Consider the following 24,789-nt stretch of genomic DNA (forward strand, 5'->3'; position numbering starts at 1 on the left):
AACCGCTATTTATGAATACTACCACTGCCATCCGCAACGAGCCATTAGCACCTGTGACAGAAGTGAAGCAAGCAGCGATCGTGATCCCGATGCCCGCCCTCCGGCATAAACAGGAGGAACCGAAAAAGATCCTGATGCCCGAACAGCCGGTAGGTTGTTTCAAGGGCCGCGACCAGGATTGCCTATGATCAGCCGGCGCCACGCGCACCTTTACCCGTTATTACGAAACCAACTATACGCCAGGGCTACCTTTAGGAAAAGAGGTGGCCCTTTTTATTGGTCCCTACCCGCCGACAGCCACCAGGCGAATCCGGCACTGGATGATGGAGCTTAGGCCAACGCAAGGCATCCTTCGGATTCTCCCAATAAAAAGCCCTGCATAGACATGCAGGGCAAACCAAATTCAATTACAAGACTAATTATCCAAATCAAAAAATTAAAAAGAAGAGACTACGAACCGATGGTCGCAGTCTCTTGCTATCATCCGCGCCCATTGATATACTTGATGAGTGTTTTTCTTTTAAAATAAACCCCGCATAGACATACAGGGTTCCCAAACTAAAATATTTGTATGCTATGATTCACTATTACTATAACAACTAAACGGCAACCTGGTACTAAGCGAATTGTCAATTTATTTTAAGAAACAATCATCTATATAACATTCACTCATACCACCCTGTAATGAAAAAGCCCCGCATAGACATGCGGGGCGGTTGCTAATCAAATTCGTTAACCATTAAACCTTATCCTTTATTATATAACAACAAAACCGCACAGCGGTACTAAAAGAAAATCAAGTTTTTTTTTAACGTTTTAAAATACAACGCCATACTACCCGTAAGGGATCAGACCTTGACCTATTGTCTAACTTTTATGGGCAATATGATCCAGCTCTGCTCAACTTCCAATTGGTAAGCTGGTCGAAATTTTGCAACGCAAACCGTATGGCAAAAGAAACAATCAGGATTGGCCTGGATCAGGCACCACCCATCCCACTTCATACGTCTTTTAGCGGACCAGCATTTGGTGGTTACGAGGTGGAACTGGTAGAACAGCTGGCTTCAACACTAGATCTGGACATTTTATACAGCGAAGCGCCGTGGCCCGAATTATTGCGAAAACTGGAAGCGGGTGACATTGATGCCATCTGTTCGGCAGCAACCATCACCACCGAACGTCAACAATATCTGCGCTTTAGTGCACCTTACCTGTCATTCCACCTGGCGCTCGTGTGCCGTGAGGACCACCTGATCACCACCGACCACCTGCGTGAACATCCCGTGGGGGTCCGGATCGACACCACCGCAGAAGAGTACCTGCTCAGCAAGCTTTACCAGCCGCCCGCCTTCCGGTCCGACTCCAACGATGAGCTGTACAATTTGCTGCTGAACGGCGTCATACATGGAATCATCGACGACAGTCCCATTGCACAAGGCTATATCGAACTGCATCCTGAACTGAGTATTGCTGCCATGCTCCCAGGCCCCGCCCATGAATACGCCATGGCTTTCAATCCCAATAGAAGCGACTTGTCCGACAAAATAGACAGCGCTTTACAGCAGCTCCAGGAAGCTGGCTTCCTCCATCAACTACAGGAGAAATGGTTTGGCAGAACGCCACTATAATAAGTAGTAATTAAGCGGGCAATGCTCCATGCAGCGTTTACCCTGGCAGGCTGCTCTTATCCCAAACCGCCACTATGAACGAAGCCATCGCCCCTCAGGTCGAAGAGCTGAAAGCATTCTTCCAGCAACACACACTGCCCAAAACGGCCCAGCTGAGCACGGCAGAATTGATCATTGACCTCCCGCTCTTTCTCGACAGCCATTTTACCATGCTGGAAACCCAGGACGATGCGCGCAACTACGAAGTATTCCTGCTCAGGCTGATCAAGCTGCAGGAGATCATCCAGGCGCAGGCATAACCCGGCGGCAAGCCAGGAAAACTGGCCACACCAATACATTTATGGAATAGGAATGCCGAAAATGGCGCAAAACGACCTATATGGTCGGTAGAAAGCCGCCCGCCGGGCCAGTCTACTACTCGCCCGCCTCTACGGCTTTGCGCAGTTTGATAATACGTTGAAGGAATACATCTGCCCCTTTTGCGTCGCTGGCATGGGTCGCCATGGCAAAATGACTATCGAGGAACCGGGGAACGTCGACCACCGTTTCAGCAGGGCTCAACCGGACTGGCTTGGTAATGGTTTTATCCTGAAAAAAAGCTCTTAACTCATTCACTTGCTGCGTCGTGTCGTTACTCATGGTGCCGAATTTGATCGTAAAAATGGGCACGCAAGGTACGATAGTTTGACCGTTCTCCACGCCCCCACGGCAAGATTCCGCCCGCATTCAGGCACTAGCACCGCTACGCAGTTCTTTTAGATCTTATCGATCCGGATCCAATCCATGCCAGCTGCTTCCGCTGCCTGCACGCCAGGATCGCCGTCTTCAAACACCAGGCACCGGGTAGGTTCTACCGACAACTGCCGGGCAGCTGCCAGGAACGGATCGGCATAGGGCTTGCCCCTTGGCGTTTCACCGGCACAGACCAATACCTCTACCAGCTGGCTGATGCCCAGCAAACGTAAGGTTTTGGACACCGCTGCCCGCGTACCACCCGATACGACGCCAATACGCACTTTACCTACATGTTGCCGCAGGTGCTCCACCACAAATTCAATAGGCTGGGTTTCGTTGATAAAAGAACTTTCGTACAACGTATTCTTCTGTTGGGTAAATACGGCCGGATCGAAATCGGCGCCATACCTTTTCTTGATCTCCTGCGTCACCGCCAGGATCGGCCAGCCGGCCAGTTCGTCGATCAGCGCGGCATCCAGCTCAAAACCATACATCTTGGCTACCGCCTGGTACGACAGTTTGTGTGCACCCATATTATCGGCCAGCGTACCATCGCAATCGTACAGGAAAGCGTCGTACTCACCGGTACTCTGCTGCGTCAGTAAAGCCAGTTTATCAGCCATCGTTGTTGAATCATTCATAAGGTAGTCGTTACTTTATTTTTTGCAAAAATGAGTCATAGAACCGGGAAAACCATCCTGCTTTCGACACGCCCCGCTCTACCAGCCCGATACCTGTCAACGCACAAACAATGCCCGCCAGTACATCCAGAATATAATGATGGCTGGTATACACCGCAGCACTCCAGATGCCCACCATCACCACGGCAAACAACACCGGCAGGTAGCGGTAACCCGCCTTGATACCATAGTACAAAACCACCACCGGATACGCCGAGTGCAAAGAAGGCATGGCCGCAAACACATTCGATCCCTTGGCATACAACGACTGGAAGATAGTGCCGCCTACCAATTCATCAAAGCGCAGCAGACCGGCTGTATTACCGGGCGTAGACGCGATAAATTCAAACCCATGCTCCTGCACATACCAGGGTGGTGCGGCCGGGTAAATATAATAGATGACAAAGCCTACCAGGTTCACCACGAAGAAGGCCAGGGCAAAACGCAGGAAAACCGGACGCTTGCGAAAGAACAGGTAGCCCGCAAACAGCAACGGTACCGGCACCCAGCAGAGATAAAAGATACCGCTCACCAGGTCGCCCACGGTACTATGGTGCTGCAGAAAAAACTCATTGGGCGTCACGACACCCGTCGCTGTCGAAATGCCGAAAATAGCTTTCTCGGCTTCATACAATTGCTGTATATGTACAGGACGATAAGCATAATTGGGGAAGGCCTTCATGTAATCGTAAATGATCCAGTACACCATAAAAATGGAAAACCCGGTGATGAATTTCCGGGTAATGGCTGAACCATAATATAGACCATTGAAGATGGCGATCAGCACCAACTGATCGGTTTTGAACCCAACCAATACGATCGACAACAGCAGGTACAAGATAGACACCAGCGTAGTGATCAGCAGGGTACGCGGCGCAAAAAATACAGCAGGGGCAGTTTTCAGCATATCACTTTTTCTTCTTCGGGAAACCGGATTGAAAAATTTCGTCCCACAGGGAAGAGCTAACCCCATACCCTTTCGTCGGGTCATCGTAGTGGTGCAACATATGGTGTTGCTTGACGCGCTTCATCAGCGAACTCTTGAAATTGTAGTGATGCATGGCATAATGCATCATATCGTAAGCGAGATATCCCATGATAAACCCGGCATAAAAAGGCGATACATATAATTTCTCTGGTATCAACCAGTAAAATAAAAAGTAGAACCCGATCGCCAATGGTATACTGGCCGACGGTGGCATCACCAGTCGCTTCGCATCCCGCGGGTAATCATGGTGTACGCCATGAAAGATAAAATGTATCCGGCGCCCCCAGGTAGAGGTCGGTTCAAAATGAAACACAAACCGGTGCAGGATATACTCCGTTACCGTCCATACGGCAATACCTGCCGCCAGGAAGAGGAAAAAATACCCTACTCCAATACCACCGGCAAATGCCTGCCAGGTCATAAACCCGATCACCGGTACATAGATGAACAGCGGTACGGCGAAATGTACTTTCGACAGTGCCTCCATCCAGTTGGCCTTGAACATCCGCACCGACTCTTCCGAATTGGAAACATATAACTTCTTCATTGTTCAGGTATTTAATAAGAACTCATTCTTTGATCTCGTTGGCCAGGATTTTCTTGCGCTCGGCCACCGCCTTCCCGGTAGCCGGATCGATCCCGCCTACCTCATAATACTCGATATCCGGCGACCACATCGAGCCACCGGTGATCTTTACAAATACGCGTTTCAATTCCATCATCTTCCCAAAGATCGGGGCGTACAAGCGGTACTTACCATCAGCCCCTTTACGCAGGTTCATCGTGTATCCGGCATAAGACACCAGTTTCACGCGGAAGCTGCCATCATCCAGCGGCTTTGTTTTTACTCCATAGGCAAACACCCGTTGAATCCAGCTCAGCTCGGCGCGTTGCCCCTGCTCCGTATAACGGATCCAGAACACATGCACCGGATTGCGCTCGTCCAGCTTACCATCTTTGTAGTTCAGTTCATACACGATGGTATTGGTATTCGACGTACGCTGCAGGTAAAACAGCTGCTTGCTATCGGCCACCGGCACCGGGAAGCCCTCTTGCGCCACCACGCTTACAACCGCGAGGCAACCCAGCAACAGCGACAGTACACGACGTATCATAAGTTATCCAGTGCTTTTTTAGCGTCTACCAATCTTTTGATGGCCGTGAGGTTCGTGAGCACTGCCATCACCGTGATCGGTATGGTAAATACCGACATGGTCTCGAAAACGTGAAAAGGGATTCCGGGCACGGTCAGCTTGTAATCACCACCAATCACCGAAGCCGTCACTCCACAGGCAATGGCCGACACGGCCGTCAGCACTACCCTTTCAGGTCGCTGCATCAATCCACCTTTATTTTGCACACCCAGCCCCTCGCTGCGCGCCCGGGTATAACTCACCATCATGGACCCGATGAGGGCGATAAAGGCAAACAGCGAACTGAGGAAATAGTGATGCGCCACGAGGTAATAACAGATACCCAGAAACATGAACATTTCGCTATAACGGTCCAGTACAGAATCGTACAGGGCACCAAAACGCGAACTCATATTACCCACCCGGGCCACCTGCCCATCGAGCATGTCAAACAAACCGGCAAAGAGGATCAGGCCACCCGCCCATCCCACATAACGCAGGTCACCGCGATTGCCCTCTTCAGCACCCACGATAAACACGATCGCCACCCCGATATTCAAAACCAGTCCGGTGGTCGTTATAAAATTGGGGGTCACGCCGATCTTCACCAGGCCCCGCACCACGGGGTCGATGATACTATAGATACCCTTTTGCAGGCGATCTCTCAATACGAGTTGGCTCATAACAAAAGTTTGTAGGTTAGAATTCAAATTTCACCCGGGCCCTGATGCCCCAGTTGGGCACATCTGGATTCTCCAGGTAGCTCAGGCGCTTCACGAGATCAACCCGCAGCACCTTGAATATATTACCGATGCCCACATTGGCCTCCATATAAGGCTTCTGCGCCAAAGAGAAGGTCGTGGGATTGCCATCTGCGTCCGTCGGGAATATCAACGTTTCCTTATTGAAAGCCGGGTTGTTCTCCCGTCTTACACCACCATACAGGATCTTGAAACCGGCCACTTCCCGCAACTTCAGTTTCCGGATCAGCGGCAGCTTGTTAAAGATGAATCCGTTGAAGTAATAGTCCGTACTCACCGATACATAGTGATCGCTCACAAACTCCATGAAGTTCATCATATTGAATGAATTCAGCTGGTATGCATAGGTTTGGTTGGCCCGGTGGATCGTCAACAACGGATAAGGGACCTGGCCAAAGGTATTACCACCCTCCGCCACCACATCGGCATAGCCAAACTGCGACAGGTAGAAGCGTTTGAACACATTCAAGGTCACTTGCTGGTAATTGTATTCCCCTTTCGCCAGTCCTTTTATACCCTGTATGTAGCGCAGGCGGAAAATGGGATACTTGTTGGCGATGGGAATACGGTAGGTCTTGCCCTGGTAAAATTGCTCATGGGGTGCCCACCTTAATTCAGCCGACAACTCCGAAGTCGTGATATCCGGAACAATAGATGGCCCGCTAAGCCCCGGCTTTTCATACACGATACTACCCGCTGCCTGTTGCTTCCAGTTCTTGAAACCAAACGTGTAAGTCAGGTTTTTACCAAACTCGCGGATATACTCGACTTTGAAGATATCGTTGTACAACCACTTGTTGTTGTCGCCGCGCTTGAAGGAAAGCAGGAAATTGTCTTCCTGCACAAATTGCAGTTCCTGACCAGGTATCTTGGTATCGTGCTGAAAGCTTACCCGTACAAAGTTCATCGGAAAGGTATAGATCGACTTGCCGTTGAAAGAGTAAGCGCCGGATACGAAATACTTCCACTTTTCATCTTTGAAACCATACGCCACATAATTTTCCAGGTACAGGCGGTTGCTGAACTTCGGCGTCGTACGACCGCCAAAGCGTAAGCGGAAACCTTCCACCGGGTTGAAGCTGTAAAAGGCGTTTACCGGTCCAATGTCAAAAGGGCCGGCCGCCTTGTAACCCGCCAGCAGGAAGGTTGCCCAATCCATCAGCCTTCTGTACGACTTCATGTTCTTCAGGCTATCCATATTGCTATAAGCCTTCTGCTCCGACTCGCTCAGCTGGGTATGCCGGTTGGCTACCCAAAAACTATCCGTGGTGGAAGCAGGTAGCTCCAGCACCACTTCGGGTTTGCCGGCATAGACCGAATCCGGCGCCGGGGTATTGACCACATAATCCTTATACGATACGGTACGCTGCCCGACCAGTCCACCGGTGGCCTTCTTCGACAAAGCAAACTCCGATAAGATATTGCTGTTGGTAACGCGGTAACGTCCATCCTCGCCACGCTCAAACTCCTGGCGGATACGCAGCTCACGGGTCCAGTTGATATTGGCATGCCGGGTAAGTCCCATTTGAATACGCTGTACGGCATAATTACCATCCAGGGTCACGTACATCGAGCCGCGGAACAACAGGTCATTGGGATTACGGGGAGCAAAAGCCAGCTGCACCAGTTTGATACCATCCATTTCAACGGTATCGCGCAGGTAAAACCGGTAAAAGGTAGGCGCCAGGTCTGAGATCGGGCTTAATAATTGATTCGAGAGTATGGTGATATTGGGTTCGTAAATGTCGATGGGCATGTACATGCTGTTGAGGTAGCGTGTTACCCCGTCGTTGTCGACAAACTCACCCAGGTCTACTTTCTTTTTCGCCAGTACGTAGGTCTTTTCTTTGGAAGGATCTTTCCGGTAGTATTTATCGGAGAGTGTTTCTTCGAGGTATACGGGCACCAGGGTCTTGCCTTCCAGCAAGGTAGTATCCTGGTTCTCCAGCAAAAATTTGTAGTTTTTGAGCAGCTTGTTGTTCATCAGCTTCTCTGGTTTGTTGGTCAGTGCCAACTCCATTTTCTCATATTGCTGGTACTGTATAAAATCGAAGGCGCTCATCCGGTTGCGCGTGCGGTTATCCACCACCTTGCGGATCAGGTCAACGGCCGGATTGTTCTTGTTGCTGTATTTACTGCGGTTGCGGGAACTCACCACCACTTCTTTCAGGGCCTCTAGTTCCATATCCACATTCAGCTCCTGCTCTACCCCGGCTACAATGGTCTTCTTGAAGACCTTGTACCCGTTGAAAGAAAACTCCAGGGAAACATTCTTCGGATTGACGGTGGAGATGGTGTATCTACCATCCTCATCACTCAACACCCCTTTACTGCCTTTAAAATAAACACTCACAAATGCAAGCGGCGAGCGGGTTTGCGCATCGCGCACGATACCCTTGACGACCGTTTGCCCCTGCGCGTACAGGAAAAAGCAGGTAGCGAGCAGGAATAAGGTCCATCCTTTCTTCATATCCATCTTACTAAACATCGTCTACCAGTTATTACTAAACACAAAATTCTTTTGCATCGGATAGTTGTACAGGAAGGCTACCAACAAAGAAGTAGCCACTTTCGCGAGCACGTAATGCAGTCCGGCATAACTGGCCAGCACATACATCCCGCCCATATTCAACAGCAGGTTGCCGGCCCATACCAGTGCATACTTGAAACCCTGTCGCACTGCACGCTCCTCGCCTGCTCCAAATACCCAACGGCGGTTGACACAAAAGTTGATGACACCACCTGTTACGGTACCGGTAGCGCCGGCGATCACCGCATGCCATCCCGCCCACTGTACCAGGGCCACCGTCATCAGAAAGTCGCACCCCGAAGCCAGCAGGGAAGACATATTCGCTTTCAAAAAGGTGATCATACTCATAACAACTGCGTCATAACCAGTACACGCACCAATATTTGGGAATAGACACCTGCCAGCACATCATCTCCCATCACGCCCCAACCACGGGGTAGCAATTCTGCCCGTCCAATGCCCAGGGGTTTCAGGATGTCGAAGAAGCGAAACAGGATCAGTCCCGTCACGATCACACCAGGCGTATGCGGCAGAAAGGCGACGGAGATCATCATACCAGCTACTTCGTCGATCACGATGCGGCTGCTGTCATGTTCCCACACGGTTTCCATTTTGCTCGCACTCCACACGCCGGCTGCCAATAAGACGATCAGCAACACGGCCTGCCAGGCATACCCCATGGGTAATAGCCACCAGGCTATACAAAAAGCAACTGCAGCGGCTGTGCCTCCTCCTTTGCGGAGAAAGCCGATACCTCCTGCAGTTGCTATCACACTGGCCAGTGACCTCATAAAGCGGGTTCTGTCTCTTTCTTCTGTGTCAATGCCTTTTTAGCCGGTTCTTCTTCTTTTATCATTTCTCTCAACACTTCTTTCAAGGTATTGAGTTGTTTGAATACGTCGTTCTCTGCAGGTACACCAGGCTGTGTCTGAGGAGATTTCAGGTAGAAAGACAACCAGTCCTGTACACCGTACATGCCGGCGCGTTGTGCCAGATCGGCAAACAGTGCGAGGTCGAGTACGATGGGGGCTGCGAGGATAGAGTCGCGGCACAGGAAGTTGATCTTGATCTGCATGGGATAGTTGAGCCAACCGAAGATGTCGATATTGTCCCAGCTTTCTTTGTTGTCGCCATGCGGAGGATAGTAGTTGATCCGGATCTTGTGGTACAGGTTACCGTAGAGATCGGGATGCAGATCGGGGCGCAGGATATCTTCCAGTACACCGAGCTTGGATACTTCCTTGGTCTTGAAGTTCTGCTCATCATCCAACACCAGGCCATCGCGGTTGCCCAGGATATTGGTAGAATACCAGCCGCTTACACCCAGTGCGCGGGCCGCCAGTCCGGGGGCTACAATCGTCTTCATCAGCGTTTGTCCGGTCTTAAAGTCTTTGCCCCCGATGGCAGTTTTCGTTTTACGCGCCAGTTGTACAATGGCGGGAATATCGGTAGTCAGGTTGGGTGCACCGTTGATAAAAGGAATACCCTGGCTCACGGCGGCATAGGCATACACCATGCTGGGCGCGATGTTGGGATCGTTGTTCTTCAATCCCGCTTCAAACGCGGCCAGTGATTCATGTACGGCAGATTGCTCGAGGTATTTTTCGGTAGAACCAGTCCACACGATCACCACCCGGCTGACATTATTGGCTTTCTTGAAATTTTCAATGTCTTCGATCAGCTCCTGGGCGGCATCCCATTTGGTCGCTGAGTTTTTGATGAAAGTACCATCCAGGTTCCTGGCGTAGCTTCTATCAAACACGGCCTTCATCGGCTTGATGGCTTCCAGCTCGGGACGCAAGGCATCGAGCAGGTGCTGGTCCAGTACCTTGGCTACGCTGGCAGCCTGGTACACGTTGTCTTCATACACATCCCAACCACCAAACACCAGGTCTTCCAGTGTTGCCAGTGGCACGATGTCTTTGATCAGCGGATACTGATTGCCAGTTCCTTCCAGTTCGATATGACCGGTTTGGGTGATCGATCCTACGGGTTTGGATAACCCTTTCCTCGTAGCGAAAACGCCAGCGATCATTGTCGAAGCCACTGCGCCCAGTCCAGGAAGCAGGACGCCCAATTTCCCCTGTGCCGGCAATATTTGTTCTTTCATAATGCTTATTTTGTTTCTAATGTTAATTACAACCACTTGTATTGATGATACCAGTGCAAAGTCTCCAACAGACCATGCTCCAGCGAATATTTCGGATGATAGCCCAGTTTCGATTTCGCCTTATCGATGCTGCATACCCAGTTGGCAGCCGTCAGTTCCTGCAATTTTTCCCGGTTCAGTACCGGCGTTTTCCCACGCCAGCCATACACTTTCTCCATCGTCACTGCCAGCCCTTTCACCACCCCATAGGGCAAATGCACACGCAGGGTCTTTTGGTGTAGGATCTGTTTCGACAGGTCGGCCAGTGCATACTGGTCATAACTGAACCCGTCGGATATATTAAAGGACTCATGACGCAGCCCCGAGAACAGCGAATTGATGATCACCGAAGCCAGGTCTTTCACGTACACAAAACTCAACTGTTGCGGAGCACGGCCGATATAAGCCTCTATTCCTTTACTCACAGCCCGCATCATGATGAACAGGTCACGCTCGCGTGGTCCGTAAACAGCCGTAGGACGCAATACCAGCAAAGGCAAACCGTTCAGGGTGGACAATTTTTGCTCGGCCAGCAATTTGCTGCGGCCATAGGCCGTAACAGGCGCAGGCACCACCCCCTCGTCGATCACTGCTTGCGGGTCATCGAGCGGCCCCATCGCTGCCAGGCTGCTCACCAGGACAAAGCTATTGAGCCGGTTACCCAGGGCCTCCATCGCTGCCTGTGCCAGGTTATAGGCATACTGCGCATTAATGGTATCATAGGCTGCCTGCGAACCTGCCCGTGTAGCCCCTGCTGCATGCACGATGTAGTCGAAACCACCCGCTGCCAGCTGCCCCTTCAGTTCGGCCGGATTACCATAATTCAGCGTACAGAACTTTACTTCATATCCTTTCAAATGACTGACATCACTATCTGCCCGCACACCGGCATATACCGACAATCCCCTCCGCATCGCTGCTTCGATGAGGTGATAACCGATAAACCCACTCGCACCCGTGATCAGTACTTTTTCTTTCATAACGGCTTTTCGTAAATGCGATAGCGCTTGTATACTTTACCGTTCATATCCAGAATGCCTTTATTCATCAGGTCATTATGCTCCAGTATCCAGCTGCATTCGCCGCCCTGCATACCACGTGCCGTTGCCCGGCGAATAATGCCCGCATAGAAACAGGCTTCGATACCCAGCTTCCGGTATTCCTGCTTTACACCCAGCGCCAGCACGCGTACGCGGCTGATGCGCTTCATGCCAAACAGCAATTTGAAAATACCTGTGGGCAACAAGCGACCCCGCTTCACTTTGATGAGCACCTCATTAATATCGGGAATCGCCAGGGCAAATCCGATCTGCTCACCATTGTGCTCGGCGATGAGGCAAAACTCCTCATCCAGCACCATCTTCAGGTCTTTGGCGAGGTAGTTGAATTCGTTGTCGGTCATGGGCACAAAACCAAGGTTCTGGTCCCAGGCCGCATTGTATACTTCCTTTACCTGCCGCGCTTCATTGACCAGGTCTTTTTTACGGACCGGCCTTATGGTGATCTGCTTTTGCTGCAGGCGCCTGCGCAGGGCACCTTCCAGCCTCACCGGTCGGTCACCTACCTCGGCCAGGTCAATGTCATACGCCAGCAAGTCTACTTTCTTCTGCATCGCCACCGCTTCCAGCAACGCCGGATAATAGGCCTTGTTGTACACCATCATCGCCTGCGCCGGCTTATCGAAACCATCCACCAGCAAACCACAGGGTTCATTGGTAGAAGGATTGACGGGCCCTATGATCGTAGTAGCACCATGTTCCTGCAGCCACACCTCGGCAGTCCCAAATAAAGTAGCCGCGATCTGCACATCATCGACACACTCGAAGAAACCAAAGAAGCCGTCGGTCGTATTATTGAATTGATTATGGTTATTATTTAAGATAGCAGCAATCCGCCCACTGATCACCGAATCCTTGTAATACAGGAACAACTGCAGTTTGGAGTGTTCATGAAAAGGATGTTTGCCCGGCGTCAGCAAGTCACGTTGCGCAATGAACAGCTCCGGTACATAGTTGGCATCGTCCGCATACAGGTCATGGGGAAAGTCGATGAACGCTTTCAATTGCTTTTTATCGCGGACTGTTACGATGCCCGTCATGCGCTTTCCTTTTTAAGTTCGAGGGAAATACCCAGTTCGAGGGCTGTCTCTTTCATCTTGTCCACCACTTCTTCGATCTGGTTGAAGGAGTGCGTCGCCATCAGCGACAGGCGGATCAACGATGACTCGGACGGAACGGCCGGAGATACCACGGGGTTCACGAATACCCCCTTATCCTGCAGGGCTTTCGTAAACAGGAAGGTCTTATGGTTATCACCAATACGCACCGGTATGATCGGGCTTTGAGTATCACCGGTATGGAAACCCTGCTCTTTGAGCAGGTACAACATATGATGGGTATTGTCCCACAATTTCTGGATACGCTCCGGCTCTTCTTCAATGATGTCGAGCGCAGCGATCACACTGGCCGTAGAGGCTGGCGTCATGCTCGCACTGAAGATCAGGGCGCGGGCCTTGTGCTTGAGGTAATCGATCACCCCCCGATCGCCGGCCACGAAACCACCCAGCGAAGCGAGTGATTTGCTGAAGGTTCCCATGATGAGATCGGTTTCTTTGGTCAGTCCGAAGTGCGACGCCGTGCCTGCTCCCTGCTCTCCGATCACGCCCAGTCCATGGGCATCATCCACCATCACCGCCGCACCATAACGGTCGGCCAGGTCGACGATCGACGGCAGCAGGGCGATATCACCTTCCATACTGAATATGCCGTCTGTAACGATCAGCTTGAAAGCATCAGCCGGCAGGTTCTGTAACTTCTGCTCCAGGTCGCGCATATCGTTGTGGCGATACTTGATCACCCGGGAGAAAGACAGCCGGCTGCCATCTATGATAGAAGCATGATCGTATTCGTCGAGCAGCAATACATCGGCACGGCCTGCCAGGGCCGACAATACGCCCAGGTTGGCCTGAAAGCCCGTACTGAACAATACGGCATCTTCTTTACCGGTATAGGCTGCCAGCCTGCTCTCCAGCTCTACATGCAGATCGAGCGTTCCGTTGAGGAAACGCGAACCGGCACAGCCACTGCCATACTTCTCTATTGCACGGCTTGCTGCCGCTGCGATACGCGGGTGGTTGGTAAGGCCCAGGTATGAGTTGGAACCAAACATCAACACACGACGACCATTGAGCACAACCTCGGTTTCCTGTCCCGATTCGATCACCCGGAAATAGGGATATACCTGCTGCTCTCTGATCAGATCCGCGTCCTTGAATTGGGAAATCTTTTGGTGTAGTATATTACGCATGAATCAACTTATAACCAGTAATAATACGGTTAGTACATGCAAAGGTGTAACGGGAAGCACACTGGTGCAATGTCTAAAACACTCCGAATTATGTCTAAAACTCTTCTCACCGATATCCATTAGGATAGTGTAAAAATTTACCGTTAGTATGGGTGAACCAACCCGCCACACTGATTGTATTGCAGCGGATTACAGACAGCTCCACTACAAACGAAAATGCGCCATCCCACGGGGATCGCGCATCGGTACAACATTATCGATGATACAGACAACTTATCCTGCTCTTCTGAATTTGGAAGGCGTGATGCCCGTATAACGTTTAAAGAATTTACTGAAGAAAAACTGATCACTGAAGTCGAGCTGATCTGCTACCTGTGCAATCGACAGCGCCGAATCGCGCAGCAGGTTCTTCGCTTCCACGATCACCAGGTTGTCGATATAGGTACCCGCCGTTTGCCCCGACAATTTCTTGACTGTCTGTGTCAGGTACTTGGGCGTTACATACAACCGGTCGGCATAGAACTGCAGACTACGTTCCGTCTTGACATGCTCGGGCAACAAAGCCAGAAAACGCCACAACAGGTCTTTCTTGCGGTCATACACCCGGTTGCCCTGGTTGGAATACTGGTGATACAGACCTGCCAGCTCAAACTGGAAGGCATGAAAATAATGCCGCACCACATCGGCAGCAAAGGGGTTATCCCCTTCATAGAAGTTCTTCTCCTGCAACATCGTGATCACCGTCATGAAACGAGCCGCATCTTGCTTCGACAATTCCAGTTGTGTACAGGGATCGCTCGACAGGAACTTAAATGAATCGTGGTGCTTTTGCATGATGCCCGTGTCCAGGAGGAACTCGGGCGTAAAAACGACACAGGCCGCAGAGCAATTGAAGCCAGGCCCGGCCGACTGACGGATCACATGGGGTGGAATGACCAGCAGGCTGTTTTGCCCGATCACCCGTTCCTGCCCATCCAGCAGCATGGTCATATCGCCTTCGGTAACCAGTACTACCCAATAAGCGTTGGACCGGAATGGAAATTGAATGGTGAGCTTGCCAGGTTCCGGCCTGCCCAGTAATACCTGCAGACCTTCGGGGTACCAGGAGTGCCCTGCGTACTCGTTGAAGTCCTTCATCGTATGGAGGTACACAGTTTCCGCCTTCATACGCAAAAATTTAAGTGATAAACAATACAACCGGGTGTCCGCAAAATAGCAGCGGCACTACGAGCGTCTGATTTGACTACCATAGCAGTTTGATTTCAGACTTCCCCGCCCTGAGAGTAGCAGTTTAGTCAGTTAAAATGTTGAATTAGGAGAAACATTAAAAAGCGATGAATTGTTCAGCCAACTGGTTATTTTTTTTCCTTTCTGCCGAAAAATCCAACTATTCAATTCTTTATAATACGTATGCTCCTGTTTACTCCCGACATATTGTCTACCTATATAGTAGGCTTGTCGCAATACCCCCTCCCCTTAAGGAATGCGGCTGCTCCGCAGCGCCAGTACCGGCACACTGTGGAGGTGCGCGAAATCACGCGTATTGTTCTTACCAAAGAGATTGGTCCACAAGCCATGACGATGGGGTTTGATGGCCAACAGGTCGATAGACTGATCCTGGCAAAACTGGTCTACCGCGGCAGCCACTTCATTCGATCTCAACTCATGGAAATACACTTCATAGCGCTGTAAGGCATCTGCCCAGCTTTGCTGACAAACCAGGTCGGCAGCAGTCGCCACCCGTGCCTCTTTATTCACATACACCAGGTGAAACCGGCATTGCCATACCTCCCACAATTTGCGCAAAATACCCAGGGACGCCTCCGGATCTTCTACCCGGTAATTGCAGGCAAAAGCCAGGTTGCGTACGCCCGACAAAGCTACCGCCGGCGGCACAATCACCACAGGTATAGGCAGATCGATGAAGAGGTCGAGGATATGGTTGTCCCACGACAGAAAGTCGTTGTAATCGCCTTCGGCACCGGTCACGACCAGTTCCGCCTCCGACAAGACTACTTCCTCCAGCAAGGCATCCGCAAAACTGCCGGCCACTACCCGACCTTCGAAAGCAATACCAGGGAACACCCCTTTCACCCGGGCAATCTCTTGCTGCAGGGCTTGCTCCTCATTATTATACATATCACCCAGCGCCGCCATCGATACTCCTTCACCGGCAATGCCCGGGGAGAAGGAGAATACATGCAGCAGGATGATGCGGTCGGGAGACGGGTTCCCCATCCGGCAGGCATAATCCAGGGCATGCCGGGCGGAGTCCGTAAGATTCGTGATCACGAGTACAGTAGACATATTCGTTAGTGGGCAGCCTCAGCCATGCTGACCTTGTTTTTGGATTGTTTGACAAACAGGATAACGATCGGCACACAGATGAGGAACATCACGCCTACGTATAAAAACACGTCCATATAAGACAGTACAGTCGCCTGTAAATTGATGGAGCCGTCCAGTAATTTATAGGCCGAGCCCTGTGCGATATTCGCAGGCTGCCCCTTGGCAACAAACCCTTGCGCCATACCGGCAACATGCTCATTGACGGCAGGGTTGTATTTATCCAGCTTGGTGACCAGGTCACTGCGGTGTATAAAGTTTTGCCGGGTAATAAAGGTAGAGATCATCGCCACCCCGAATGACCCGCCCAACTGGCGCATCATACCCGAGAAAGCGGCTCCCTGCCCGATCTGCTGCCCGCGTAACGTAGACAGCGACATCACCGATACCGGCACCGCCAGGAAACCCAATCCTACCCCACGCACCATCAACACCCAGAAGAAATTATCCCCGCCGGTTGATGGTGTTATTATATAATAACAACCCATACAGAAGAAAAAGAAGATGATGAAACCACCGGTGATCAGCAGCTTTTGCGATACGCCTTTCTGGATGAGCTGACCGATGATCGGCATCATAAAGGCGATCATCAGGGCACTGGGCACCATCAGCATGCCGGTTTGCTGCGCATTCCAGCCCAGAATGGACTGTGTATACACCGGTATTACAAACGTTGATCCATACAACCCGAAGCCCATGATGAACGATAGAATGACCCCGATGCGGAGATTACTGTTCTTCAAGACCCGCAATTCTACAATAGGGTATTTAAACGTCAGCTCGCGCCAGATGAAGAAGAAGAATCCCAGTATCGCGGTGACCGTCAATACAATGATCGTCGTATTGGCAAACCAGTCTTCCTCCTGTCCTTTCTCCAATATATATTGTAAGGAACCTACCGCTACCGCTAGCAGGGCAATACCCAGCCAGTCTACCTCACTTGGCTTTCGCTTCTCCGCATACCGCGGACTCTTCACATACCGGATGGTCAGCAGGGTGGCGAGGATACCAACTGGAATGTTGATATAAAAGATATAAGGCCAGGCATAGTGCTCGATGATGTATCCACCCAGGGGCGGACCGAGCGTAGGGCCTACGATCACCCCCAGCATGTAGATCGCCTGTGCCATGGCACGCTTCTCTACCGGGAAGATCTCGGTGATAATGGTCTGTGACGTTACCAGCAACGCACCACCCCCTAAGCCTTGCAGAAAGCGGAAGAGGATGAGCTCGTTGATACTGGTGGCATTACCACACAGAAACGACGACACGGTAAACAGGATAACCGAGGCAGCAAAATAATTGGTACGGCCAAACTGCTGGGCGAGCCAGCTCGTCATGGGCACGATGATCACGTTGGCGATGGCGTAGGCCGTGATCACCCAGCTCACCTCATTGAGGGTGGCGCCGAGCGTACCGCGCATATCGCTGATCGCTACGTTGACGATCGTGGTATCGATGATTTCCAGTAGGGCACACACCACCGCCGTAATGGTGATGATCACCCGGCGGGCGCCGTACTCTACCAGAGAATTTTGATCTAACATCTTAAAATAGATTAGTTATTGCTATCGAGGTGAATATCCACATCCACGTTCAACCCTGCACGCAACAGGTGGATCAGGGAATCGCTGGTATTCGTAAACTCGATACGAACAGGAAGACGTTGCACTACTTTCACAAAGTTGCCACTGGCATTGTCGGGAGGCAGCAGCGCAAAGCGGGCACCGGTAGCGGGTGAGAAAGAACCCACCCGGGCGTCGAACTCATGGCCGGGGAAGGCATCCACTTCTACCACTACTTTCTGTCCTTCGCGGATCTTACCGACCTGTGTTTCTTTGAAGTTGGCTACGACCCAAACGTCGGTACCCTGTACAATGCTGAACAGTGCGGCACCGGCATTCACAAACTGACCGGGACGTACATTCACTTTAGAGATCTTACCGTCGGAAGCGGCGGTCACTACGGTGTACGACAGGTTGAGCTGCGCATCATCGATGGCTACCTGACGTTCTTTGATCGCGGCATTGGCCACCCCGATCTGCGATGCAGAGGCATTGCTTTGTGAGCTGACCGCATTGACCTGACGGGAAGCCTGGCCTTTCTGCTGCTCGAGCACCTGCAACTGGCGCTCGGCCGTTTGCTTGGCAGCTACTGCCTGCTCGTATTGTTGCTGGGTGATCGAGTGATCTTTGATCAGGTTCTCGAAGCGGTTGAAGTCTTGCGTAGCACGCCATACATTCACCCGGGCGGTCTCGATCTGCGCATCGATGGTCGATACAGACGCTTGTTGTGTAGCAATATTGGCATGGGCTGCACCGGCAGAAGCACGGGCTGCATCGAGATTGGTTTGGGCAGTGGCGAAAGAAGCCTCCGCCTGTTCCAGTTTCAATTTCATATCCCGGTCGTCGAGAATAAGGAGGGTATCTCCTTTCTTAACGAATTGGTTGTCTTTCACGCGTACCTCGGTCACATAACCGGAGATACGGGGAATCACCGGACTGATATTGGCTTCCACTTGTGCATCATCTGTTTCTTCGTGGTGCAGCGAATGGATGTATTTGCTGATACCGAACCAGCCACCACCTACTACCAGCAGGGTGAGGATGATGGGGAAGGTATAGCTCCGCTTTTTTACAGCGCCTTGTTCATTAGTTGTTGTTGACATAACGATATTTTTATCCTTTAAGGGTTCTTATTTTACAGGTTGATTGTTGAGCAGGATGCCCGATTGCTCCAGCAGGGAGTTATAGGCCACCACGATATCGGCTTTCGCTTCTTCCAATGCGATCTTCGATTCCAGCAGGGCCACGTTGGCATCCAGCAATTCGGTAGTGGTCACCAGGCTGTTATCGTGTTTGTTCTTGGTGATGCGGTAGTTCTCCGTCGCATTGACCACCGACTTACCCTGTACTTCGATGCGCTTTTGCGCCGACAGGAAATTCTGATAAGCCCGGTTGATCGACAGGCGGATATTGTCATTCAGCATTTCCTGGCTGGCAGCGATCTCGCGTTCGTTGGCCTGGGCGATGGAAATACTGCTCTTGGCTTTCCAGAGCGAGCTGAGGTTGTATTGTACTCCTACACCTACGTTCACAATATTGGTAGCCGTCACCAGCTTGGGCACATAAGCGGCGATATAACCACCGGTAAGCCCGATGCTGGGATAGTACTCTCCTTTGGCAGCATGTACTTCTGCCCCTACCGCTTTCTTGCGCAGGTTGAGCGCTTCGATGTCCTTCCGGTTGGTGAAGGCTTGCTGCTCGTAGCTTTCAATGGTAGCGGCGGTAAGTGTTTGATCGAAGCCAGTGGTATCGGGCAACAGGGTCGTCTGCTCGGGTACCCCCATCATCAGGTTCAGGCTCACCATCGCCAGCTTCAGGTTGTTCTCGGCATTCACGAGGGCCAGTTCGATGTTGGCGGTCTGCAGTTGCGCCTTTAACAGGTCGTTGCGCGCCAGCAGGCCGTTCTTTTCGAGGTTGCCGAAATCTTTATCCCGTTGTTGCGACTGGTTGAGGTTTTCTTTGACTAGCTTCACGGCAGAGATCGATTTGTACAGGTTACAATACGCATTGATGGTGTTGAGCACCACCTGCTCCTTATTATAATCAGCATCTGCTTCAGCCGCCTGCTCCAGGTACTTGGCCGATTCAATGCCATACCGGATCTTTAATCCTGCATACAGGGGCATATTGACAGAGGCCATTCCGTACATCGCCTGGTTGGGCTGCGGAAAGGAACTGCTGCCGGTACTGTCTTTGCCACCCGTTTTGAGGTTGATATTGGGCGACGTGAGGAACATATAAGCGCCGCTGATCTTTACATCGGGCAGCCGGTTGTCCATGGCTTTCCTCAGCTGGCCGGTAGCTGCTTCGATCTTTGCCCGGTTTACCTTCAGCTGTTTGCTGTTTTGTAAACTCAGGTCAATGGCCTGTTTCAATGCCAGCGGCATTGTTTCCTGGGCATGCACGGTGATGGAGCTCATCATGGCCAATCCAACGCACAGCGTGAACAATACCCGTTTTTGTGTTAGGTGCATATTCATTGTTATTAAAACATCCTTAGTTAATTGTTACCTGAATATCAGGTGGCGGCAGGCAATCGGCGATAACGCAATCGAACGTGGGTGTATATGAAAGGCCTGTTAGATGAATAATTATTCACCTCCCGGGCAAAAAAATTAGTCCTTGATGCCGTCCCAGCACATTTCGAACAGCGACTCTTTGAAGGTGTCGGTGATCTTGAGCTGGTTGTAGGTACAGTGCTTGACCAGGTCGCGTACACTGCCGCGTACAAAGAGCATGATCCAGGAAGCATCGAGCTGCTTGATCAGCTTTTCCTTCTTACCCCGCTCGATCAGTTCGCGCCAGGGCAGCAGGCGTTCTTTGGTGGCCTTGCGGGTTTCATCGGTAATAAACGGCGAGTGAAAACACTGTTCTATAAACACCAACTCGTCGAAATGCTCAATGGAATAACGCAGCATATTCATCCAGATGGTGTGGAAAGCTACCTTGAAAGGCGATGACGGATCATAACCGGCAAAGTAGTCATTGGCATAGTCGGTGCTGCATTTTTCAAACAGCTTCACGATCAGTTCTTCTTTATTGGCAAAATAAATATAGACCGTACCCGTCGCAAAACCCGCCTTCTTGGCGATCATGCTCATGGTGATGCCGGCAAGCCCCTGTTCCTTTACCAGTACCAGGGTGGCGGCGTAGATCTCGGCTATTTTACCTTCGTCTTTCGGTTTCACGACACAAAGATAGATGAATAATTATTCAGCTAAAAGCCCCAATGAGGTCTTTTTTGTTAACGAATTGTTTTCTGCGCTGGGGAAAACACCCCCACCTGGCGCCATAAATGATTGGCTTGCTTGGATTTACGACATATTTTAGGTTGGTTAACAAAGCGATGCCGGTCAGCTAACTTTGACTACCCCAGCTAGAGGGTTACCCGATTTGCTGCCTTATATAGTATACTTCACCACGCCGTGCAATAACAGGCCAGCCTTATCCTACTCCTCCACCCGACACCCTGCTTCCGGAAGCATAAAAGCGCCAGCATCGACTTACTTCGCCCTTACCCATTCTCCACAGCAGTAGCTTGCTGATGTAACGATGATTGGTAACCTTTCCGTTAGTAATGCATCCAGGCAGCGTCATCAAGTAGCTCTTCAATAAATTCTTGCATACCTATGACATTGCAACAAATGCAATAGGGACAAGCATTACAATCGATACAACACAGTTCATGACCGATCAAATCAACTAATTTGTAGAGCAAAATCAATTTAGTCTACATTCCAAATGGGGTAATCCTGTATATTTGCACTCCACAACTCCAATACCTGCGTAGAGCCCTACATCATCAGCATTCGCCCATCTTTTTTCATCATCATCATCGAAAAGAACTCATGAACCGGGAAGCTATTGCCTAGCCCGCCTGGACTCATACTCTTTTGCTTGCCTGCCACCTCGTTTTCCGCGGTGAAAACCGACCTATTTATTGTATAATCAAAACTCAAGGCATGAGAAAAATTCTAGTGCTCAGCCTGGTCCTCCTATTGGGGATCGGACAAGCTATTGCACAAACCCGAACCGTTACCGGACGTATAACCGATGAAAAAGGTACACCCATACCGAACGCCAGCATCGTAAGCAGTCATGGCCGTGTAGCGGCAGCCTCTACCAGTGACGGCAGTTTCAGTATCTCCATCGATGGCAAGTCAACACAACTTTACATCACTGCCATCGGCTTTGCAGAAGCGACCATATCGCTGGATGCCCGCACATTTTATACGACGCAACTGAAGTCCGCGCAAAGCAACCTCGAAGAGATCGTCGTAACTGGTTACTCGGCAGAAAAGAAACGGGATATCGCCGGCGCCGTTAGCAGTGTAAAAGGAAAAGAGATCGAGAACCTCCCGGTACAATCATTCGACAAAGCCATCCAGGGCCGTATGGCCGGTGTACAGGTACAAAGCAACAACGGTACACCCGGTGGCGGCGTCACCATTCGCATCAGGGGTACCGGCTCTATCAACGCCGGCAACAGTCCGCTGTATATAATAGATGGTATACAGGTGACCGGTGGCGATATCTCGCGTAGCCTTCCCGGCGCCAATACCCTCGCGGGCCTGAACCCCAACGACATCGAAAGCATCGATGTGTTGAAAGACGCTTCCGCTGCCATCTATGGCGCACAGGCGGCCAATGGCGTTGTCATCATCACTACTAAAAAAGGTAAAGCAGGCAGAACCAAATTCGGCTTCAACTACCAGACCGGCTATACCGAGCCCATCAAAAAGGTCGATATGGTCAATGGTACCGAGTTCCTGCAAATGGTATACGAAGCCAGGGTCAACAACGTATTGAACGCCGGTGGTAACCCCGCCACTGCTGCACTCACCACCAGCAGCTTTACCGGTCTGTACGGACTGACGTCCGATAAATTTGGCGAAGCCAAAACCTACGACTGGCAGGATGCCGTGAACCGGAAGGGATACAACCACAATGCCGAGGTTACGGCCACCGGTGGTAACGACCAAACTACCTTTTACCTCTCGGGCTCGTACAACAAGTTCGACGGTCAGATCATCGCCTCCGATTTCGAGCGGGGTACCTTCCGCCTCAACATCGACCACAAAGCCAATTCCCGCCTCAAGTTCGACACCCGCATCAACCTGTCTTCTTATAAGCAAAATGCGGTTCAGACTTCCAACAGCGGTGGTGGCGTGGTATTCAGTGCCGTGTTTACACCACCGGTACAACCCATCTACAATGAAGATGGCAGTTATGCGGAACCCCTCATCGGCGGCCGTACCAACAACGTCATCAAAGTGGCTGACTATGATGTATACGCCGGCACTACCAACCAGTTGCTCGGCAATTTTGGTATTACCTACAACATCCTGCCCAACCTGAGCTTCCGCTCGGTGTACAGCATCGATTATACCGATGTACTGGAAGATCGCTACATCGATCCGCGTACCATCGCAGGTTCTGCGTACCAGGGCCAGGCCAATGCGCTCAATACGCGGCAGGTAAACTGGAGCACCGACCAGTTGCTCAACTACGACCAACAATTTGGTACCGAACACAACCTGACTGGTTTGCTCGGCTTTACCTACCGGCAGGCTACCTCAAGTACCATCACCGCACAGGGACGTGGTTTTCCCAATGAATTGTTCCAGACCTTACAATCGGCCGCCACGCCCTTCTCGGTGAGCGCGAACACCACCATCTTTAAGCTGGCCGGTTATTTTGCCAAAGCCAATTATACCTGGCGCAACCGCTACCTCATCAATGCCACGCTCCGCTACGATGGTAGCTCGCGTTTTGGTGACAACAACAAGTATGGTTGGTTCCCCTCGGTGGGCCTGGCCTGGAAAGCTGGAGAGGAAGACTTCATCAAAACATCGGAGGTATTCAGCGACCTGAAAGTACGCGCCTCGTACGGCATCACCGGTAACGGCGCTGTCGACAACTTCGCTGCCCGTACACTGTATGGTGGTACAGGATCTTACAACAACGTAGGGGGTATTACCCCCAGCGGATTGGGCGATAAAAGCCTGGCCTGGGAAGAAAACCAAACCATCAACCTGGGTCTCGACTTCGGTTTGCTGCGCAACCGCATCACCGGTACCGTAGAAGTGTTCCGCCGCAACACCAACAAACTATTGCTGGCGCGTCAGATCCCCACGACTTCCGGTTTCAGCACGATCACCCAAAACATCGGCAAGCTGAAAAATGAAGGACTGGAATTACAACTGAACACCGTCAACATCGAGGGCAAGTTCCGCTGGAGTACCGACTTCAACTGGACCTGGATCCGCAGCAAAGTACTCGACCTCGGTGGACCCGATCGACTCGGAACCACTTATTTCGTGGGCCAGCCATTGCAGGTAGTATTCCAGCCAGACTTTGCCGGCGTAAACCCTGCCACCGGCCGCGCCTTCTGGTATGATGCCAAGGGCAATCCCACTTACCAGCCGCTGACCACCGGCGACAACGATGCCCGTCGCATCATCGGCACCTCGCTGCCCACCTCCTATGGTGGACTGCTGAACACCTTTTCGTACAGCGGATTCGAACTGTCGGTACTCTTCCAGGGCCAGTTTGGCAACCCGCTCATTAACAACAATGCCTTCTTCCTCGAAACACAAGGAGCGTTTGAAGCCAATGTCACCCAACGTGCTTATGACAGAAGATGGCAGAAACCCGGCGACCTGACCGATATGGCACGTCCCTTTGCAGGTACAGAACCCCGTCACCGTGGTCTGAACCAGTTTCAGGGCAGAAACTATGAGGACGCCTCTTATATCCGCCTCAAGAACGTAAGCCTGGCTTACACCCTATCGTCCGGATGGCTGCGTAAAGTGGGCGTTTCGGCACCACGGGTATATGTACAGGCCACCAACCTCACCACTTTCACAGGCTATACCGGCTACGATCCCGAAGTAGTAGGCGGCGACCTCGGCGCCTTCCCGCAAGGCCGCACATTAACAGCCGGTATTTCCTTTAACTTCTAAACA

23 protein-coding genes are annotated in these 24,789 nt (G+C 51.3%); 4 read left to right on the plus strand and 19 right to left on the minus strand.

The window, feature by feature from the left end; genetic code table 11:
* Positions 1-11 precede the first annotated feature (11 nt).
* The 3 genes from P2W70_RS23355 (at position 12) to P2W70_RS23365 (ending at position 1,927) form a co-directional block, all read left to right on the plus strand.
* The gene (locus P2W70_RS23355; RefSeq protein WP_276483953.1) at positions 12-188 is read left to right on the plus strand and encodes a hypothetical protein; all 177 of its coding nucleotides are present in this window, start codon (positions 12-14) and stop codon (positions 186-188) included.
* A gap of 759 nt (positions 189-947) precedes the next feature.
* Entirely contained in the window at positions 948-1,628 is a 681-nt protein-coding gene (locus P2W70_RS23360) for a substrate-binding periplasmic protein (RefSeq protein WP_276483954.1), read from the plus strand.
* 74 nt (positions 1,629-1,702) lie between these two features.
* Positions 1,703-1,927: a DUF6965 family protein gene (locus tag P2W70_RS23365; RefSeq protein ID WP_276483955.1), complete on the plus strand. Its 225-nt coding sequence runs from the start codon at positions 1,703-1,705 to the stop codon at positions 1,925-1,927.
* Positions 1,928-2,042: 115 nt separating this feature from the next.
* On the opposite strand, the gene P2W70_RS23370 is transcribed toward P2W70_RS23365, so the two are convergent.
* From P2W70_RS23370 to P2W70_RS23460, 19 genes are all read right to left on the minus strand, one after another.
* Positions 2,043-2,267, minus strand: coding sequence for a DUF6965 family protein (locus P2W70_RS23370; protein ID WP_276483956.1), 225 nt, complete (start codon positions 2,265-2,267; stop codon positions 2,043-2,045).
* 116 nt (positions 2,268-2,383) lie between these two features.
* On the minus strand, positions 2,384-3,004 hold the full coding sequence (locus P2W70_RS23375; RefSeq protein ID WP_276483957.1) for an HAD family hydrolase: 621 nt from the start codon (positions 3,002-3,004) through the stop codon (positions 2,384-2,386).
* 10 nt (positions 3,005-3,014) lie between these two features.
* Positions 3,015-3,950: a phosphatase PAP2 family protein gene (locus P2W70_RS23380; protein WP_276483958.1), complete on the minus strand. Its 936-nt coding sequence runs from the start codon at positions 3,948-3,950 to the stop codon at positions 3,015-3,017.
* A 1-nt stretch (position 3,951) separates the two neighbouring features.
* Entirely contained in the window at positions 3,952-4,578 is a 627-nt protein-coding gene (locus P2W70_RS23385; RefSeq protein ID WP_276483959.1) for a sterol desaturase family protein, read from the minus strand.
* Between the two features lie 22 nt (positions 4,579-4,600).
* Positions 4,601-5,146: a DUF4833 domain-containing protein gene (locus P2W70_RS23390; RefSeq protein ID WP_276483960.1), complete on the minus strand. Its 546-nt coding sequence runs from the start codon at positions 5,144-5,146 to the stop codon at positions 4,601-4,603.
* Positions 5,143-5,847, minus strand: coding sequence for a CDP-alcohol phosphatidyltransferase family protein (locus tag P2W70_RS23395; protein ID WP_276483961.1), 705 nt, complete (start codon positions 5,845-5,847; stop codon positions 5,143-5,145). The genes P2W70_RS23390 and P2W70_RS23395 overlap by 4 nt, the downstream gene beginning before the upstream one ends.
* Before the next feature lie 16 nt (positions 5,848-5,863).
* Positions 5,864-8,413, minus strand: a complete 2,550-nt coding sequence (locus P2W70_RS23400) for a DUF5686 and carboxypeptidase-like regulatory domain-containing protein (RefSeq protein WP_276483962.1) — start codon at positions 8,411-8,413, stop codon at positions 5,864-5,866.
* 3 nt (positions 8,414-8,416) lie between these two features.
* Entirely contained in the window at positions 8,417-8,797 is a 381-nt protein-coding gene (locus P2W70_RS23405) for a GtrA family protein (RefSeq protein ID WP_276483963.1), read from the minus strand.
* 2 nt (positions 8,798-8,799) lie between these two features.
* The gene (locus P2W70_RS23410; RefSeq protein WP_276483964.1) at positions 8,800-9,246 is read right to left on the minus strand and encodes a phosphatidylglycerophosphatase A family protein; all 447 of its coding nucleotides are present in this window, start codon (positions 9,244-9,246) and stop codon (positions 8,800-8,802) included.
* Positions 9,243-10,565, minus strand: a complete 1,323-nt coding sequence (locus P2W70_RS23415) for an inositol-3-phosphate synthase (RefSeq protein ID WP_276483965.1) — start codon at positions 10,563-10,565, stop codon at positions 9,243-9,245. Before P2W70_RS23415 ends, P2W70_RS23410 begins: the two co-directional genes overlap by 4 nt.
* A gap of 26 nt (positions 10,566-10,591) precedes the next feature.
* A complete protein-coding gene (locus P2W70_RS23420; protein WP_276483966.1) occupies positions 10,592-11,584 on the minus strand; it encodes an NAD-dependent epimerase/dehydratase family protein in 993 nt (330 codons plus the stop codon).
* Complete coding sequence (locus P2W70_RS23425) at positions 11,581-12,702, minus strand: P-loop NTPase family protein (RefSeq protein WP_276483967.1); 1,122 nt, start codon at positions 12,700-12,702, stop codon at positions 11,581-11,583. The genes P2W70_RS23420 and P2W70_RS23425 overlap by 4 nt, the downstream gene beginning before the upstream one ends.
* Positions 12,699-13,910 (minus strand): serine palmitoyltransferase, encoded by a 1,212-nt coding sequence (spt, locus tag P2W70_RS23430; protein ID WP_276483968.1) that lies wholly within the window; start codon positions 13,908-13,910, stop codon positions 12,699-12,701. Before spt ends, P2W70_RS23425 begins: the two co-directional genes overlap by 4 nt.
* Before the next feature lie 273 nt (positions 13,911-14,183).
* Complete coding sequence (locus P2W70_RS23435) at positions 14,184-15,077, minus strand: AraC family transcriptional regulator (protein ID WP_276483969.1); 894 nt, start codon at positions 15,075-15,077, stop codon at positions 14,184-14,186.
* A 309-nt stretch (positions 15,078-15,386) separates the two neighbouring features.
* Positions 15,387-16,217, minus strand: coding sequence for a universal stress protein (locus tag P2W70_RS23440; RefSeq protein ID WP_276483970.1), 831 nt, complete (start codon positions 16,215-16,217; stop codon positions 15,387-15,389).
* 5 nt (positions 16,218-16,222) lie between these two features.
* The gene (locus tag P2W70_RS23445; RefSeq protein WP_276483971.1) at positions 16,223-17,803 is read right to left on the minus strand and encodes a DHA2 family efflux MFS transporter permease subunit; all 1,581 of its coding nucleotides are present in this window, start codon (positions 17,801-17,803) and stop codon (positions 16,223-16,225) included.
* An 11-nt stretch (positions 17,804-17,814) separates the two neighbouring features.
* A complete protein-coding gene (locus tag P2W70_RS23450) occupies positions 17,815-18,924 on the minus strand; it encodes an HlyD family secretion protein (protein WP_276483972.1) in 1,110 nt (369 codons plus the stop codon).
* Positions 18,925-18,951: 27 nt separating this feature from the next.
* Positions 18,952-20,295, minus strand: a complete 1,344-nt coding sequence (locus P2W70_RS23455; protein WP_276483973.1) for a TolC family protein — start codon at positions 20,293-20,295, stop codon at positions 18,952-18,954.
* A gap of 141 nt (positions 20,296-20,436) precedes the next feature.
* On the minus strand, positions 20,437-21,009 hold the full coding sequence (locus P2W70_RS23460; RefSeq protein WP_276483974.1) for a TetR/AcrR family transcriptional regulator: 573 nt from the start codon (positions 21,007-21,009) through the stop codon (positions 20,437-20,439).
* A 774-nt stretch (positions 21,010-21,783) separates the two neighbouring features.
* On the opposite strand from P2W70_RS23460, the gene P2W70_RS23465 reads away from it, so the two are divergent.
* Entirely contained in the window at positions 21,784-24,786 is a 3,003-nt protein-coding gene (locus P2W70_RS23465; protein ID WP_276483975.1) for a SusC/RagA family TonB-linked outer membrane protein, read from the plus strand.
* The last annotated feature ends 3 nt before the right edge of the window (positions 24,787-24,789 follow it).

Source organism: Paraflavitalea pollutisoli, assembly GCF_029360705.1.
Taxonomy (GTDB): domain Bacteria; phylum Bacteroidota; class Bacteroidia; order Chitinophagales; family Chitinophagaceae; genus Paraflavitalea; species Paraflavitalea pollutisoli.